Origin of the sequence: Eikenella sp. Marseille-P7795, from assembly GCF_916618725.1 — a bacterium.
Lineage (GTDB): Bacteria > Pseudomonadota > Gammaproteobacteria > Burkholderiales > Neisseriaceae > Eikenella > Eikenella longinqua.
Genome location: NZ_CAKAJZ010000001.1, coordinates 429964 through 445582, shown reverse-complemented (window position 1 = coordinate 445582; position 15619 = coordinate 429964). Strand labels below are relative to the sequence as shown.

Here is a 15619-nt window from a genome sequence, read left to right as displayed (position 1 = left end):
TGTCTGAAACCCTAACCATGCGCTTGCGCGGCGGGTGCATGCTTAGTGTTTTAGCGGCAGCGGCTTCTGTTTTAAAGGAATATTTATGTTTAACAAACACGTGAAAACCTTCCAATACGGCCAGCACACCGTTTCCATCGAAACCGGCGAAATCGCCCGCCAGGCCGCCGCCGCAGTGAAAGTGTCCATGGGCGAAACCGTGGTGCTGGTGGCCGTTACCGCCAATAAAGAAGTGAAAGCCGGGCAGGATTTCTTCCCGCTCACCGTGGATTATCTGGAGCGCACCTACGCCGCAGGCAAAATCCCCGGCGGCTTCTTTAAGCGCGAAGGCAAACAGAGCGAAAAAGAAATCCTCACCAGCCGCCTGATCGACCGCCCCATCCGCCCGCTCTTCCCCGAAGGCTTCTACCACGACATCCAAATCGTGGCCATGGTTGTGTCTTGCGATCCTGAAATTGACAGCGACATCCCCGCCATGATCGGCGCTTCTGCCGCGCTGGTGTTGAGCGGCGTGCCCTTTGCCGGCCCCATCGGCGCCGCGCGCGTGGGCTATGTGGACGGCCAATACGTACTGAACCCCACCAAAACCCAGCTTTCCCGTTCGCAGCTGGATTTGGTGGTGGCTGGTACCGCGCAGGCCGTGCTGATGGTGGAATCCGAAGCGCAGATTCTGCCCGAAGACGTGATGCTCGGCGCAGTGGTATACGGCCACGATGAAATGCAGGCCGTGATCCGCGCCATCAACGAACTGGCCGACGAAGTGAACCCCGAAGTGTGGGATTGGCAGGCGCCCGAAACCAACGCCGAACTGGTGGCCAAAGTGCGCGAAATCGCCGGCGCCACCATTCAGGAAGCCTTCAAAATCCGCCAGAAACAAGCCCGCAGCGCCAAGCTGGACGAAGCCTGGGCCGCCGTGAAAGAAGCCCTGATCACGGAAGACACCGACACCCTGGCCGCCAACGAAATCAAAGGCATTTTCAAGCATTTGGAAGCCGACGTGGTACGCGGCCAGATTCTGGCCGGCCAGCCGCGCATCGACGGCCGCGACACCCGCACCGTGCGCCCCATCAACATCCAAACCGGCGTGCTGCCGCGCACCCACGGCTCCGCCCTCTTCACCCGCGGCGAAACCCAATCCCTGGCCGTGGCCACCCTCGGCACCCAGCGCGACGAGCAAATCATCGACGCCCTGAGCGGCGAATACACCGACCGCTTCATGCTGCACTACAACTTCCCGCCCTATTCCACCGGCGAAGTCGGCCGCATGGGCGCGCCCAAACGCCGCGAAATCGGCCACGGCCGCCTGGCCAAACGCGCCCTGCTGGCTGTGCTGCCCGCGCCCGAAGATTTCAGCTACACCATGCGCGTGGTGTCTGAAATCACCGAGTCCAACGGCTCTTCCTCCATGGCCTCCGTGTGCGGCGGCTGCCTGAGCCTGCTCTCCGCCGGCGTGCCGCTGAAAGCCCACGTGGCCGGCATCGCCATGGGCCTGATTTTGGAAGGCAACAAATTCGCCGTGCTTACCGATATTCTGGGCGACGAAGACCACCTCGGCGACATGGATTTCAAAGTGGCCGGCACCACCGAAGGCGTTACCGCCCTGCAAATGGACATCAAAATCCAAGGCATCACCAAAGAAATCATGCAGATTGCCCTGGCGCAGGCCAAAGAAGCCCGCCTGCACATCCTCCAGCAGATGCAAACCGCCGTGGCCGGCCCGCAGGAGCTCTCGCAGCACGCCCCGCGCCTCTTCACCATGAAGATTAACCAAGACAAAATCCGCGACGTAATCGGCAAAGGCGGCGAAACCATCCGCGCCCTCACCGCCGAAACCGGCACCGAAATCAACATCGAAGACGACGGCACCATCACCATCGCCGCCGTGAATGTGGAATCCGTAGAAGCTGCCCGCAAGCGCATCGAAGAAATCACCGCCGAAGTGGAAGTGGGCCAGGTGTACAACGGCGTGGTGATTAAGATTTTGGACAACAACGTGGGCGCCATCGTATCCGTGATGCCTGGCAAAGACGGCCTGGTGCACATCAGCCAGATTGCCCACGAGCGCGTGAAAGACGTGCACGACTACCTCAAAGTCGGCCAAAACGTGCGCGTGAAAGCGCTGGAAGTAGACGACCGCGGCCGCGTGCGCCTCTCCATGAAAGCCCTGCTCGACCAAATCCGCGAGCAATAAGCGCGCAACAATCAAGGCTACCTGAAAACCGCTGCACCGTTTTCAGATAGCCTTTCCAATCATAGGAGACGTCCATGCCCAACCGACAACTGAAAGAAGCCGACAGCATCGACTACCGCATCCTCAAGCTTTTGCAGGAAAACGCCCGCCTGAGCATGACCGAGCTGGCCGAGCGCGTCGGCCTCTCCGCCACGCCCGTTACCGAACGCGTGCGCCGGCTGGAACGCGACGGCCACATCACCGGCTACCACGCCCGCCTCAATCCCGCCCGGCTCGGCTACGGCCTTTTGGTGTTTGTGGAAATCAAGCTGCATTCCAAATCCGGCGATATTTTTGAAGAATTCCGCCGCGAAGTGCAGCAGATTCCACAGATTCTCGAATGCCACCTTGTGTCGGGCGAATACGACTACCTGATCAAAGTGCGCCTGCAAGACATGTCCGCCTACCGCGACATGCTCGGCAAAATCCTGCTGCAACTGCCCTCGGCGGTGGAAAGCCGTAGCTATGTGGTGATGGAGGAAGTGAAGGAAAACGGCCCGCTGGCGCTGGAGGATTGGGAAGAGTAGAAACTGAGCCGTATCGAAGCAAAAGGCTACCTGAAAAATGGTTTTCAGGTAGCCTTTATCGTGGCGGCGGCTTATGTCTTGGGCAGGGTAACGCCAGTTTGCCCCATGTATTTGCCTTTGCGGTCTTTGTAGGACGTTTCGCACACTTCGTCGCTCTCGAAGAAGAGGACTTGCGCTACACCTTCGCCGGCGTAGATTTTGGCGGGCAGCGGCGTGGTGTTGGAAAATTCCAGCGTAACGTAGCCTTCCCACTCCGGCTCGAAGGGGGTAACGTTTACGATGATGCCGCAGCGGGCGTAGGTGGATTTGCCCAGGCACACGGTGAGCACGTTGCGCGGGATGCGGAAGTATTCCACCGTGCGCGCCAGGGCGAAGGAGTTGGGCGGGATGATGCAGCAGTCGTCTTCCACGGTAACGAAGTTTTTCGGGTCGAAGTTTTTCGGGTCGACGATGGTGCTGTTGATGTTGGTGAAGATTTTGAATTCGTTGGCGCAGCGGATGTCGTAGCCGTAGCTCGATGTGCCGTAGGAGATGATGCGGCGGCCGTCTTGCTCTTTGATTTGGCCGGGCTCGAAGGGCTCGATCATGCCGTGCTCTTCGGCCATGCGGCGGATCCAGCGGTCGGATTTGATGCTCATGGTGTTGTCCTAGGTTGGGGGTGGCTTGGAGGCTACCTGAAAACGAGCTTCGCGAGTTTCTGCGCAGCTAAAAATTGCTGGTTGGGTTTTCAGGTAGCCTTTACTGATGTTTATCGGGTGAGATACAGGCAGTCTTTGTCTAAGGCAAAGCCGTAGCCCTGCTGCCACAAATCAAAATAGGGGCGCAGGAAATCGCTCTTGGGCTTGTTGCGGAATAGCGGGTATTGCAGGTAGGCGGCGAGATAGTAGTCGCAGTTTACCGAATAATAGGCTTCGGCCAGCACTTGTGCGGGGCTGTCGTGGTCGGTGTTGCCAATCCGCCATTCGTCAAACGCTTCGCCAAGCAGCTCTGCCGTTTCGTTGTATTCGTCGTCGGGCTCGCCGAAGTGTATTTCTTTAACGGCGGCGAGTGCGGCCAGCAATGCTTCGTCTTCGGCAAAGCGGGCAAATTCTTGCAGGCCGGCCAACAGCTTCTCGCCGGTTTTTTGCGCTTCGGTCTCACTTTGCGCGGGCGGGCAGAAATAGCCGGGGGCATAGCCGCTTTCGAGGATTGCCGAGTTGCGCTCGGAAGTGCTTTGATACACGGGCAGAATACGCGCCAGCAGTTCCTGCCCGCGTTCCAGCGGTTCGAACACGGCAGCCACGCCTTCTCCGCCGGGCATGAAGCTTTGGAACAGGCCGTAGAAGAAATCTTCCCAGCCGCCGTATTGGTCGGGGGGTTGGGGCTCTTCGCCTAAGAGTTTGAACAGATATTCCGCGTATTCTTGTTGCGTCATCATACTTTCCTTTTGGCTGATATTTTTCAGGTAGCCTTTAGGCAGCAGGCTACCTGAAAACTCAATCCTGCCAGCCGCCCAGCAGCGCCACCAGCTCCTGCAACAGCGCCGACAAGCCCTCGGCCATCAGCACCTGCGAAGCGAAAGCCAGGCTGGGCGCATCATCGCCGTGGCTTTCCGCCTCTTCCTGCAACACATCCAAATACTGAATGCGCTTGAGCGTGAAATCCTGAGTGAGCACAAAGGCAATCTGCTCGCGCCACACCAGGCCAAGCTGGGTAACCGTTTTGCCGTTTTTCACGTGCTGTACCACTTCTTCGGCAGTCAAATCCTGCTTCGACACGCGCACCGTGGGCGCCGCGTCGCCCGCGCCCTTGAGTTCGCACATATCGTCCAGCTCGAAGCCGCCGCCGCACGCGCCTTGCAGCAGCCATTCGGTCATCAGCGAAGAGGGCGACTGCTTGGTGTTTGGCAGCTTGGCCTCTAGCCCGCCCAAAGCCTCGCGCAGCTTGGCCAGCAGGTTTTCCGCGCGGGTGGCGGAAGCTTGGTTGACCAACAGGAAGCCGCTGCGCGTGTCGCACACGGCTTCGGTTTTGCTGCTGCGGGTAAAGGCGCGGGGCAGCAGGTCGTCGGTAATCTGCTCTTTCAGTTCCTGCTTTTCCTTGCGCCCCACCGTGCGCGCCTCCGCTTCCTGGATTTCGGCCACTTTCTCTTCCAAAATCTCGCGGATCACGCTGGCCGGCAGCACCTTTTCCGATTTTTTTAGCGCCACGCCCCAAGTGAAATCGGCGGGAAACACCCATTCCGGCGAAAAAACCTGCGGCGGCGCAAAGCCCTCGCCAAACCAGTCCAAGCCCTGCGGCGGCGCAAACGCGGCCTCCTCCAGCTTGGCAGACAGGGTTTCCGCATCCGGCAGTTTGTCTTTATTCAGGGGGTAAAAGCTGACTTGTTTAAACCACATTTTGCTTGCTGCTTCCGTTTGTTTCAAAGCGCGGCATTATACCGCCAATCCCGTCCGTTTGCCGTTTTCGCCCCGCCCGCGCCACCCGTTGCCGCCACAGGCTACCTGAAAGCGCCAGCCGCCGTGCAAGTTTAAGCGCAAGCGCCCCAAGCCGCCGCGCTTGACAGCCTGCCGCGCATCAGTATAATGCGCGCCTCTCATACGAATGCGCCCATCGTCTAGAGGCCTAGGACACTGCCCTTTCACGGCGGCAACCGGGGTTCGAATCCCCGTGGGCGTGCCAGTTTCTATTAGCCTGCAACCTGAAAAAGGTGCAGGCTAATTTCATTTCATCTTTATAATTCAATCTTATATTTCAATTTCCGGCTATTCATAGCCTACTCTTACTTTGCCTCTTATTTGTGCTTTTTTGCTTCTGTTTTGCTCTGTTTATGCCTATAATTGCAACGGATTTGCAACGCAATTTGCAACGGCGTTGCAACGGCTCGGAGATAAAAACAATGGCATCTATCCGCAAAAAATCTAACGGTATGTGGTTGGCGCAGGTGCGGCGGGTGGCTCGGGATGGGCTACCAGCTCTAAACCGCTCGGCTTCGTTCCCGCGCAAGGCGGAGGCGGAGGCTTGGGCGGCGAAAATCGAGAATGAGTGGCGCACGCTGCGCTTTGGTGGTGCGCCGAATGTGCCGTTTTCGGAGGTGTTGGAGCGGTATAAAAACGAGGTGTCGGTGCACAAGCACGGCTGGCGCAATGAGACTAATATCATCAACCGCGTGCTGCGCACGCCGTTGGCGGAGGTGCGGCTGCCGCATTTGTCGGAGCTGCAGTTTCAGGCTTGGGCGGATGAGCGGAAAAAAGAGGTGAGCACGGCCACGCTGCGGCGGGAGTGGGTGCTGCTGTCTAATGTGTTGACGGTGGCGTCTAAGCAATGGCGCTGGCTACCTGAAAACTTTATGCAGCGGCTGGACAAGCCTGCAGATGGGTTGGCTCGCACGCAGCGGGTAACGGATGAGGATGCGGCGGCGGTGGCGTTTGCGGGCGGTTATACGCCTGACTGCGTACCGAGCGCGCGTACGCAGCGGGCAGCGGCGGCGTTTTATTTCGCACTGGAAACGGCGATGCGGGCGGGGGAAATTGTGATGCTGACGTGGGATTGTGTGTTTTATGATCGCCGCTATGTGCATATCCCGCTTACCAAAAACGGCCATCCGCGCAATGTGCCGTTAAGCAGCAAGGCAATGGCAATTTTGCGGCAAATGGAAACGGTGCGTGAAAATGCTTTTGTGTTTAATATCACCAGCGGCTCGCTGGATGCGCTGTTTCGCAAGCTCAAGCGGCGCAGCTTGCTGGAAAACCTGCATTTTCATGATGCGCGGCGTGAGGCATTGACGCGGCTGGCCAAGATATATTCGCCGATGGAGCTCGCTAAGATTTCGGGGCACCGTGATTTGCGGATTTTGCTCAATACCTACTACGCGCCCACGGTGGAGGATTTGGCGGATAAGCTGGAATAAGGAAAGCGGCCGATTGGCCGCTTGTTTATTGCTGTCTGCATGATTTGATGTATTTCACCACGTCGCCGGCTATCCAACGGCGGTTTTTTTTGCCGCTGCCGCGCTGGCGTTTTTCGGGGTCAACCGGCGCTGGAAAATCGGGGCGGCAGACGATTTTGTTGTAGGTGTGGCTGTAAGAGTAATTCATCATTTCGGCGATGTCGGCAGTATCGATCAGGATAGCCGAATCTTCGGTGAGACCGGCCAGCCTGCCGCGCTGCTGATTATTATGCAGCTCCTGCACCATTGATAGGATGGTTTTAATCTCGTTCATTTTCTGCCTCTAGTTCTGCCGCGCGGGATGTGATCTGGTCTGTGGGGGTGGTGCTGGCGATTTAATTGGTTGCCAGTGAGTAATGTTTTGGACAGATAAGGATGGGGTACATCATGGAGTCCCCCCAAACATATTCTCCCGTTTCCTGGTCTAAACATCGGTAGGCAATCATAACGGCCGGAACAACTGGACTAAATTTTGATAGCGGATTGGGATAAATAAAATATCTTTGATTGGTGCCCAATGAGCCTTTAGACATTAAGTTTGGATCATCTTCAGGCAGGCTGTCCTCCACGCTTATCCATTCGGATTGTATAGCTCGGGCTTGCCAACCTTCCCATTTATACTGCGTGCCGAGGCGGCTGTATTCGTCGCCTACTCGTTCCGTTTGTGGGTTGGTTGGATATAGTTCAACCATCCACGCCTCAAAAGATTCGCGCTCTTGTTCGATTCTTTCGGGGGTCATTGTGCATCCTCCTCTTTCACAAACACGCCATCTTTCATCACGCCCTTGCGCTCTTTGATTTCGTCATAGGCTTGGGCAATGCAATCTTCTATCTGCAAGCCGTTCTGTGCCGCCAGGATAGTCAGCACGACTACGCAATCGCCGATGCTGTCAGCGATACGGCGGCGCGGGCGGCCACGGGAAATATCGGCGGCCAGTTCGCCGGTCTCTTCTACGAGCTTGGCCAGCTGTCGGAAACTGTCGCTGCCTGCGATAAGGTTGCGGGCTTCTGCCCATTCTCGGATTTGGGTAAATGTTTGGGTCATGATTATTCCTTTGCTTCTGCTGCCTGCTCCTGCATGGCGGCATCGATATGCGCCCGCAGGCAGGGTTTTAGTTGGACGGTGTTGCCAAGCGTGATATCGATATCATCTTGTGCGGCCAGCCAGTCTAGGCGCTCGGTGTCGGGGTGGGGAATGGGTTCTAACCCGCGCCACGCTGAAAGTGGTGGCGGTGGATGATAAAACCGTGGGCGGTTCGAAGGCGACGGGGATTTTGATTGACGAGCTGCACTTGTTCGGCAAGGTAGCCAACGCCGAATCCATCATCACCGAAGCCACCGGCGGCTTGTTGTCGCGCATCGACAGCTTTGTAATCAAGCTCTCGACCCAATCCACCGAGCCGCCGGCCGGGGTGTTTAAGGCGGAGCTGGATTTGGCGCGCGACGTGCGCGACGGCAAGGTGGTGAACCCCAATTACCTGCCGGTGTTGTACGAATTTCCGCGTGCCATGCTGGACAGCAAGGCTTATGAAAACCCGGACAATTTCCACATCACCAACCCGAACCTTGGGGCCAGCGTGGATGTTCGCACCCTGCTGACGTTGAAACAGAAGGCGGAAGCCAAGGGCGGCGAGGCGATAGCCGAGTTTTACGCCAAACACCTAAATGTGGAAATCGGGCTGAACCTGCGCAACGACCGCTGGGTGGGCGCCGATTTCTGGGAACGGCAGGCGCGGCCGGAAATGGCCGGGCTGCCCTACCTGCTGGCAAATTGCGATGTGGTAACAGCCGGTATCGACGGCGGCGGCATGGACGACCTGTTGGGGTTCGTGCTGTTGGGGCGGCTGAAGGCCGACCCGGAAAGCTGGCTGGTTTGGAGCCGGGCATGGGTGAACCGGGTGGTATTGGAGCGGCGCAAGCAGATTGCGCCGCTTTTGCTTGATTTCGAGCGGCAGGGCGATTTGCAGATTGTGGACGAATTCGGCCAAGAATACGAGCAAATGGCCGCGCTGATTGCCGAAGTACGCGATTGCGGGCTGCTCGGCGGCATCGGCATCGACCCGGCGCGCAACAGCGTGATTTTGGATGCGCTCAACCGGCACGGTTTCGTGGATAGCGATGCCACCGGGGTAAAACAGGGCTACCAGCTTACCAACGACATCAAAATGGCCGAACAGAAGCTGGGCGAGGGGCGGCTGTTTCACGGCGGGCAGCCGCTGTTGGCGTGGAGTATTGCCAATGCCAAGGCCGAACTGCGGGGCAATGCGGTGTACATCACCAAACAGGCCGCCGGGGTGGCGAAAATCGACCCGGTGATTGCGTTGTTTTGCGCGGTGAACATCATGCAAGACCCGAAATTGGGCATGGACAGCCCGGGGATTATCACACTATGAGACTTTTTAAATGGTTTTCAGGCAGCCAAAAGGCCGAACCGCAGGCGGCGGGTGCCAACCCGGCTCCAGCCTCCGGCATCGTGCCCGGCACGCCGGCTTATGCCTGGCTCACCGGCGGCGCGGCAGGCTACGGCAAGCCCTTGTCGGAAACGGCGGCGCTCTCGCAAGGCACGGTGTATGCCTGCGTGGGCTTGCTCTCCGGCGCGCTGGCCTCCATGCCGCTGCACCTGTACCGCCACACCGACAACGGGCGCGAGCGGGTGCGCAATGATTTGTGGCGCATTTTGAACGAGCAAATGCAGACCCGCTGGACGGCGGCGTTGGGCTGGGAATTCGCCATGCAATCGCTGCTGCTGCACGGCGACGCATTTTTCCGCATCGACCGCGCCAGCTTGTACAGCAACCGCATTGTCGGGCTCACACCGCTGCACCCGCTCACAGTAGAGGTGCGCAAGCAAGACGGCCAGCTGCTGTATCTGTACAACGATGACGGGCAGATTCTGGTGTACGACCAAGATGACGTGCTGCACGTTCCCGGTTTGGGTTTTGACGGCAAGCGCGGCATGAGCCAAATCAGCTATGTGCTGCGCCAGCCGGTGAACATCGCCACCGACGCGGGCAATCAGGCCGGGGCGTTTCTGGGCGACGGGATGCGGCCGGATTTGGTGTTGCAGTCGCCGGCCGGCACGAAACTGGGTGGCGAGCAAATCGACTTGGTACGCCAGCAATGGCGGGCGCGCTACAACGGCGTTTCCAACAGCGGCGCCCCGGTTATCCTCACCGGCGGCATGGATTTGAAGCAGATCACCATGACCGCCGTGGATGCCCAGCTGCTGGAAACGCGCAAACTGCAGGCGCACGAAATCGCGCAGATTTTCGGCGTGCCGCCGCACATGATCGGCATGACGGAAAAAACCACATCGTGGGGCAGCGGGATTGAGCAAATGTCGCTGGGCTTTGTGAAATACACCATGCAGCGGCATTTGGTGAAGTTTGAGCAGGAAATCAACCGTAAGTGCAATGTGGGCAACGGCCTGTTTTGCGAATTTAACACCAAGGGTATTGAGCGCGGCGATTTGAAAAGCCGCAACGAATCCTACCGCATTGCCTTGGGGCGCGCCGGCGAGCCGGGCTGGATGACGGTAAACGAGGTGCGCCGTGCGGAAAACCTGCCGCCCTTGGAGGGCGGCGATGTGCTTTTTAGAGGAAATCAAGATGAAGCAGAACCTGATGCGGCTGCTGGCGCGTAACCGCGGCCGGGGGCAGTTTGAAATCAAGGCCGCCGCCGACGGCAAAGAAGCCACGGTGTATCTCTACGATGCCATCGTAGCCACCGATGAGGAGGCGGAATGGTACGGCGGCGTATCGGCGCAATCGTTTGTGAAGCAACTGGCCGGACTGGAGGCCGACACCATCCACCTGCGCATCAATTCGCCCGGCGGCTCGGTGTTTGCCGGGCGGGCGATGGAAACCGCGCTGCGCCAGCATTCGGCCAAGGTGATTGTGTATGTGGACGGGCTGGCCGCCTCCGCCGCTTCGTTTGTGGCGATGGCGGGGGATGAAATCGAGATGGCGCAAGGCGCGTTTTTCATGATTCACAAGGCTTGGTCGATGGCGTGGGGCAACGGCGACGAGCTGCGCAAGGAAGCCGACCTGCTGGATAAGGTGGACGGCACGCTGGCGAAAACCTACCACGACCGCACCGGGCTGCCCGAGGACGAACTGGCCGAAATGATGGCGGCGGAAACGTGGCTGGATGCCGACGAGGCGGTGGCGAAAGGCTTTGCCGACCGCGTGGCGGAAGGCAATGCGGCGCAAAATCGCTGGGATTTGTCCGCCTACCAAAACGCCCCTGCCGCACCTGCCGCCGACAACCCGCCGGCCCCAGCCGCTAAGGGCGAGCCGCCGGCCGAACCCGAACCGCAGCCCGACCGCGCCGCTTTGGCACGGGCGGCGCAGGTGGCTATTTTGGGCGGTGGTGCTGCCTGAAATATTTTTAGCGAAGTAACCCCGCCGCAGCTGCGGCACTATTTTTTGAAAAGGAAATGTAATGTCTCAACACATTCAAGCCCTGCGCGCCAAGCGCGACCAAGCTGCCGCCCTGTTGCAAAACTTGGTGGACAAAGACAAAACCCCGGAGTGGACGGCCGACTGCCAGGCGAAATACGACCAGGCAATGGCCGACATCGCCCAAATCGATGCCGAAATCAAGCGCCACCACGATGCCATGAACGCCATCGGCGCGGGGGTGAGCGATGAAGACCGCAACCGCTTCACGCTGGACAACAGCCGCCAAGCCGGCGACAACCACGCCCTGCGTGCCTACCTCACCGGCGGCTTGCAGGCGCTGACTGCCGAACAACTGCAGGCGCACAGTGCCCGCCGCAACCCGGATATTCAGGGCGCCATGTCCACCAGCACCGGCAGCGAAGGCGGCTACACCGTAGCCACCGAATACTACCGCCAACTGACCGAAGCGATGAAGCAGAGCGGCGGTATCCGCTCGGTGGCGCGCATCCTGCAAACCAGCACCGGTGCGCAAATGCTGTTCCCCACCGCCGACGCCACCAGCGAGGAAGGCGAAATCGTGGGGCAAAATGCGGCGGTTGGCGCGGCAGATACCACCTTCGGGCAAATCAGCATCGATGTGTACAAATACTCTTCCAAAAAGATTGCCCTGCCCTTCGAGCTGATTCAGGACAGTATGTTCGACATTGAGGCGTATATTCAGGCGCTGCTGGCACGCCGCATCGGCCGCATCACCGACAAGCATTTCACGGTGGGCACCGGCACCGGCCAGCCCAAAGGGCTGATTACTGCCGCTACCGTGGGCAAAGCAGGCAAAACCGGCCAAGCCAGCAGCATCACTTACGATGACTTGGTGGATTTGGAGCATTCGGTCGACCCGGCCTACCGCAACGGCGGCGCTGTGGGCTTTATGATGCACGATGCCACGCTGAAAGAGCTGCGCAAACTGAAAGACAGCGACGGACGCCCGATTTTTGTGCCGGGTTATGAGCAGGGAAACCCCGGCGGCGCGCCTGATCGCTTGTTGAACCGCCCGATTTACATCAATCAGGCGATGGATCTGATGAAAGCCAATGCCAAATCGGTAGCCTTCGGCGATTTCTCCACCTACTTCATCCGCGAAGTGATGGATTTAACCCTGTTCCGCATGGCGGATTCGGGTTTTATCACGAGCGGGCAAATCGGCTTTATCGCCTTCAACCGCCAAGGCGGCAACCTGATCGACGTGGGCGGCGCAGTGAAGCTGTATCAAAACAGCGCCAGCTAAACCGGATAAGGCGGGGCAACCCGCCTTTATTGGCTCTTTTTGGGAGATAAAATCATGGCAAAAAACAAAGAAACCCCAGCCGATGAGGCAGAAAAAGGCGATACCGCCCCTCTGCCGGAAAACCCGCCTGCTCCGGCGGGCGAAACCGTGGCTGATAAGCCGACCGATGCCAACCCGCCGCCGCAGGCCGGATTGTTCGGCAGTGGCGGCACGGTGCGGGCGCGGGTGATTTGCGCCGGGACGTTTGGCGCGGTGGATGACGTTGTGGAAGTGGCGGCGGATTTGGCGGTGCAGTCGGACGAGCTGGATGCCGACCCGGCGGCGGTGGCCTACGCGGAGAGCCTGCAACATGGCCTTGCTTGATTTGGTGAAAGCCCACCTGCGCATCGACGGCGACGAGCACGATACGCTGCTGCAACACCTGATTGCCTCGTCCACCGCCGAATGCCGCCGCTTTACCGGGCTGAAGGCCGATGCCGCCGAGCTCTCCGAGCCGGATATCCAAACCGGCATCCTGCTGGCGGTGCAGGCCGATTTCGACGGCAATCCGGCGCAGCGCACGGTGTATTTGCGCGCGGCGCAGGCGCTGTGGACACCGTTTTGCCGCCAGTTCGGCGTGTGAACGGATTTCAGGCTACCTGAAACAGGATGAAGCAATGCTTCGCGGTATTTCAGGTAGCCTGAAATTGGTGTTTCGCTTAGGGTGTTGCTAAGATGGCTGCCTTTACCAAACAAGGAAACAACAATGAAAGCAGCAGTGTGTTTGGGCGTGGTTTTAGCCTTATTTTCTGCCGCCGCAGGCGGGCAGCCGCCAACCCGTGCACAATGGGAGGCGGCGCGCTTTGAATTTAACGACCAATTTTGCCGACGCGAGGCCTATTTTTCCAAAATGCTGATGTGGCAGCGGCAACATGATTGGGCGCTGACCGATTCGCTGAACTGGATGGATGAGGAGCTGAAAAACCATCCGAACCGGATAGATACCACCAATAAAAGCCTATACAACACCATTGCCCGAGAAGCGCATTTTTATCCCGTGGCCGCCACGGAGGCGGAAAAGCAGCGGGCCAGCAATGATTTTGAGGCGACCCATTATCATAAGTGCATGGACGCGCTGGCGGACGATTAGCCGCCGAGCAGGCGCATGAATTCGGCTTCGTTCAGAATTTGGATCGGATGCCCGGCTGCCTGCAACTCCCTGGCGCGGCGCTCTTTGCTGCTGGTGCCGTTTTTCACAGCGGATAAATCGGTGGCGCCCAGCACTAATATGGTGGTTTTCGGGCTGACGTTGGCGGTGCAGCGGCAACCGGCATCGGCGGACATCTGCTGGATTTCGGGGCGTGGCCGGCTCAAATCGCCAGTGAAAACCACGGTGTGCCCGTAGAGGTGTCCGTGGGGGTTGGCGTTGGTGTTGGTGCGCCGGTTGCGGGCTTGGTAGTCGTTATCGACGGTGAGGTGGCTGCTGTTATCTAGCATATAGCGGAATACGCCCAAGGTGGTGAGGCAGTCGGCTAGGGCGCGGTGGGCGTGGGTAACGCGCACGCCGCAATCGGAGGCAGCCTGTATCAGGCGGTGGCGGCGCGGCTTTTCACGATGCCGGGCGGCATACCATTGGCTATACAGCTTCATCATGCAGCCGGCGCGGTATTCGGCTAGGGCGATGCCGTGCAGGATGGCGCTTTGCTGCATCAAGCGGATGTCGAAATCGGCGTTGTAAATCAAAATCGGGCGCTCGGCGGCAATATCGATTAGCTGCTCCTGAACCTGCGGCCAGCTTGGAGCATCCAGCAGTTCGCTGTAGCGGATGCCGTGAACGGACGCTGCTTCATTATCGTCGCCATAGGGGCGGCTTGGCTTGACCGTGGTATTCAGTAGGATGTTGCCGATAGTATCAATGACTGCAATTTCAATGACTTCATCGCTGCTGTCTAGCCCGGTGGTTTCGGTGTCGAGGATTACGCCGTTTTCGGCATACGCCGCTAATTCGCGGGCTAATGGGTGTTGGGCGGCCATGTTTTTTCCTTTAACGTTGGGCAAAGAGGAAATCATAGGTCGGTTGGTGGGGTTTGTATAGCAGGCTACCTGAATTTCAGGCAGCCTTTTTTTATTGGGAGCAGGCAATGCGAGCTGGGGAATTGAATACGCGGGTGACGGTGCAGCGCAAGGTGAAAACCGCCGATACGAGCGGCGCGACGGTGTGGGATTGGCAGGATGTGCGGCAGCTGTGGGCGGATGTGCGCCATGTTTCCGGTCTGTCCAAACTGAAGGCGGATCAGGAAATCAGCGTGGTACGCGCCAGCGTGCGCATCCGTTTCCGGCGCGATATTGACCACACGATGCGGCTGAAGCTGCCGCACGGGGCGGTGTACGACATTAAAGCGGTGCTGCCGGACGAGGAAAAGCGCCGCTTTGTGGATTTGGTGTGCGAAAAGGCGGAATAAATGCTGGAATTGGATGTGGACTTAGCGGCGGCACTGGGACAGCTGGACGGTTTGGCGGAGCGGGTGGGGCAGGAATTGCGGCCGGCTACGCTGGCCGGGGCAATGCTGGTGCGGCGCGAGGCGGAAGAGAGGGCGCCAAGGAGCGAGGCGGCGCACTGGTTTTACAGCCGCCGGAACAAAGACGGCACGGCGGGACGCAAATACTTATTTGAGCCGGGCAGCCTGAAAAAGGCAATCTATATCCGGCACATCGACGAAAACAGCCTGAACGGGCAGAGAGAGGAATACAAAATCGGCTGGCGCAAGAACCCGTCGAACAAAGGCTATGTGCCCTATGCGCACATGGTGGAATACGGCACGGTGCGCACGCCGGCGCAGCCGTTTTTGCGCCCGGCCTTTGATGCGATGCGTAAGCAGGCGGAACAGTTGATTATCGAGCGCATTAAGGAGGCGGCTCGTGGAAAAGACCATTATTGATGCCATCCGCTCGGCGCTGCCGACGGTGGAGGTGTATCACGATTTTGCGCCGGATGATGCCGGCAGCCCGCTGGTGGTATTGCAGCGGGTGGGCGGTGCGGGCAATCTGTTTATAGATAATGCCACGCCGGGTGGCTATCAAATCCGGCTGCAGCTGGCGGTGTGGGCGGTTTCGCGGCTGGAGGCGGTGTCGCTGTCGCTGCGTATTGAGCAGGCTCTGGCCGCGCTGCCGGGCGTGGCGCCGATTGGTGCGGCGCAGGCGGATTACGATCCGGAAACCGAACTGCGCGGGATGCGGCAGGATTTTTATGTATTGGAATAAGCAGCGCTT

21 protein-coding genes and 1 tRNA gene are annotated in these 15619 nt (G+C 58.8%); 14 read left to right on the top strand and 8 right to left on the bottom strand.

Annotated elements, in window-relative coordinates:
• Positions 1–85 precede the first annotated feature (85 nt).
• Both pnp and LG371_RS02240 read left to right on the top strand, forming a co-directional pair.
• On the top strand, positions 86–2191 hold the full coding sequence (gene pnp, locus LG371_RS02245; protein WP_225747628.1) for a polyribonucleotide nucleotidyltransferase: 2106 nt from the start codon (positions 86–88) through the stop codon (positions 2189–2191).
• An 89-nt stretch (positions 2192–2280) separates the two neighbouring features.
• Positions 2281–2757, top strand: coding sequence for an Lrp/AsnC ligand binding domain-containing protein (locus LG371_RS02240; RefSeq protein ID WP_156503443.1), 477 nt, complete (start codon positions 2281–2283; stop codon positions 2755–2757).
• Positions 2758–2828: 71 nt separating this feature from the next.
• On the opposite strand, the gene dcd is transcribed toward LG371_RS02240, so the two are convergent.
• The 4 genes from dcd to LG371_RS02220 form a co-directional block, all read right to left on the bottom strand.
• Positions 2829–3395, bottom strand: coding sequence for a dCTP deaminase (gene dcd, locus LG371_RS02235; RefSeq protein WP_225747627.1), 567 nt, complete (start codon positions 3393–3395; stop codon positions 2829–2831).
• Positions 3396–3505: 110 nt separating this feature from the next.
• Positions 3506–4174, bottom strand: coding sequence for a hypothetical protein (locus LG371_RS02230; RefSeq protein ID WP_225747626.1), 669 nt, complete (start codon positions 4172–4174; stop codon positions 3506–3508).
• Between the two features lie 58 nt (positions 4175–4232).
• Complete coding sequence (locus LG371_RS02225; RefSeq protein WP_067590747.1) at positions 4233–5132, bottom strand: recombination-associated protein RdgC; 900 nt, start codon at positions 5130–5132, stop codon at positions 4233–4235.
• Positions 5133–5168: 36 nt separating this feature from the next.
• A complete protein-coding gene (locus LG371_RS02220) occupies positions 5169–5333 on the bottom strand; it encodes a hypothetical protein (protein ID WP_225747625.1) in 165 nt (54 codons plus the stop codon).
• A gap of 6 nt (positions 5334–5339) precedes the next feature.
• Between LG371_RS02220 and LG371_RS02215 the strand changes: the two genes are divergently transcribed.
• Both LG371_RS02215 and LG371_RS02210 read left to right on the top strand, forming a co-directional pair.
• Positions 5340–5415: transfer RNA gene (locus LG371_RS02215), tRNA-Glu, on the top strand.
• A gap of 217 nt (positions 5416–5632) precedes the next feature.
• Entirely contained in the window at positions 5633–6643 is a 1011-nt protein-coding gene (locus LG371_RS02210; protein ID WP_225747624.1) for a site-specific integrase, read from the top strand.
• A 25-nt stretch (positions 6644–6668) separates the two neighbouring features.
• Here LG371_RS02210 and LG371_RS02205 read toward each other — a convergent pair whose 3' ends face one another.
• The 3 genes from LG371_RS02205 to LG371_RS02195 form a co-directional block, all read right to left on the bottom strand.
• Entirely contained in the window at positions 6669–6956 is a 288-nt protein-coding gene (locus LG371_RS02205; RefSeq protein WP_064088930.1) for a hypothetical protein, read from the bottom strand.
• A 61-nt stretch (positions 6957–7017) separates the two neighbouring features.
• Complete coding sequence (locus tag LG371_RS02200) at positions 7018–7422, bottom strand: hypothetical protein (protein WP_225747623.1); 405 nt, start codon at positions 7420–7422, stop codon at positions 7018–7020.
• Positions 7419–7727: a MazG-like family protein gene (locus LG371_RS02195; protein ID WP_225747622.1), complete on the bottom strand. Its 309-nt coding sequence runs from the start codon at positions 7725–7727 to the stop codon at positions 7419–7421. Before LG371_RS02195 ends, LG371_RS02200 begins: the two co-directional genes overlap by 4 nt.
• 187 nt (positions 7728–7914) lie before the next feature.
• Between LG371_RS02195 and LG371_RS02190 the strand changes: the two genes are divergently transcribed.
• From LG371_RS02190 to LG371_RS02160, 7 genes are all read left to right on the top strand, one after another.
• Entirely contained in the window at positions 7915–9075 is a 1161-nt protein-coding gene (locus LG371_RS02190) for a terminase TerL endonuclease subunit (RefSeq protein WP_370632627.1), read from the top strand.
• Positions 9072–10325: a phage portal protein gene (locus LG371_RS02185; protein WP_225747620.1), complete on the top strand. Its 1254-nt coding sequence runs from the start codon at positions 9072–9074 to the stop codon at positions 10323–10325. The genes LG371_RS02190 and LG371_RS02185 overlap by 4 nt, the downstream gene beginning before the upstream one ends.
• Positions 10291–11064, top strand: coding sequence for a head maturation protease, ClpP-related (locus LG371_RS02180; RefSeq protein WP_225747619.1), 774 nt, complete (start codon positions 10291–10293; stop codon positions 11062–11064). The genes LG371_RS02185 and LG371_RS02180 overlap by 35 nt, the downstream gene beginning before the upstream one ends.
• Before the next feature lie 61 nt (positions 11065–11125).
• Positions 11126–12370: a phage major capsid protein gene (locus LG371_RS02175; protein ID WP_225747618.1), complete on the top strand. Its 1245-nt coding sequence runs from the start codon at positions 11126–11128 to the stop codon at positions 12368–12370.
• Positions 12371–12424: 54 nt separating this feature from the next.
• A complete protein-coding gene (locus LG371_RS02170) occupies positions 12425–12733 on the top strand; it encodes a hypothetical protein (RefSeq protein WP_225747617.1) in 309 nt (102 codons plus the stop codon).
• Complete coding sequence (locus tag LG371_RS02165) at positions 12720–12992, top strand: head-tail connector protein (protein WP_064084338.1); 273 nt, start codon at positions 12720–12722, stop codon at positions 12990–12992. Before LG371_RS02170 ends, LG371_RS02165 begins: the two co-directional genes overlap by 14 nt.
• A 141-nt stretch (positions 12993–13133) precedes the next feature.
• Complete coding sequence (locus tag LG371_RS02160; RefSeq protein WP_225747616.1) at positions 13134–13499, top strand: hypothetical protein; 366 nt, start codon at positions 13134–13136, stop codon at positions 13497–13499.
• Here LG371_RS02160 and LG371_RS02155 read toward each other — a convergent pair.
• Positions 13496–14383 carry an exonuclease domain-containing protein gene (locus LG371_RS02155; RefSeq protein WP_225747615.1) on the bottom strand — a complete coding sequence of 296 codons (888 nt, stop codon included), beginning with the start codon at positions 14381–14383 and terminating at the stop codon, positions 13496–13498. The genes LG371_RS02160 and LG371_RS02155 overlap by 4 nt on opposite strands.
• 107 nt (positions 14384–14490) lie before the next feature.
• Here LG371_RS02155 and LG371_RS02150 point away from each other — a divergent pair, with 107 nt between their 5' ends.
• The 3 genes from LG371_RS02150 to LG371_RS02140 are packed head-to-tail and all read left to right on the top strand — an operon-like array spanning position 14491 to position 15610.
• Positions 14491–14811, top strand: a complete 321-nt coding sequence (locus tag LG371_RS02150; protein ID WP_225747614.1) for a phage head closure protein — start codon at positions 14491–14493, stop codon at positions 14809–14811.
• Positions 14812–15288 carry an HK97-gp10 family putative phage morphogenesis protein gene (locus tag LG371_RS02145; RefSeq protein WP_255593049.1) on the top strand — a complete coding sequence of 159 codons (477 nt, stop codon included), beginning with the start codon at positions 14812–14814 and terminating at the stop codon, positions 15286–15288.
• Complete coding sequence (locus tag LG371_RS02140; protein WP_225747613.1) at positions 15269–15610, top strand: DUF3168 domain-containing protein; 342 nt, start codon at positions 15269–15271, stop codon at positions 15608–15610. The genes LG371_RS02145 and LG371_RS02140 overlap by 20 nt, the downstream gene beginning before the upstream one ends.
• The last annotated feature ends 9 nt before the right edge of the window (positions 15611–15619 follow it).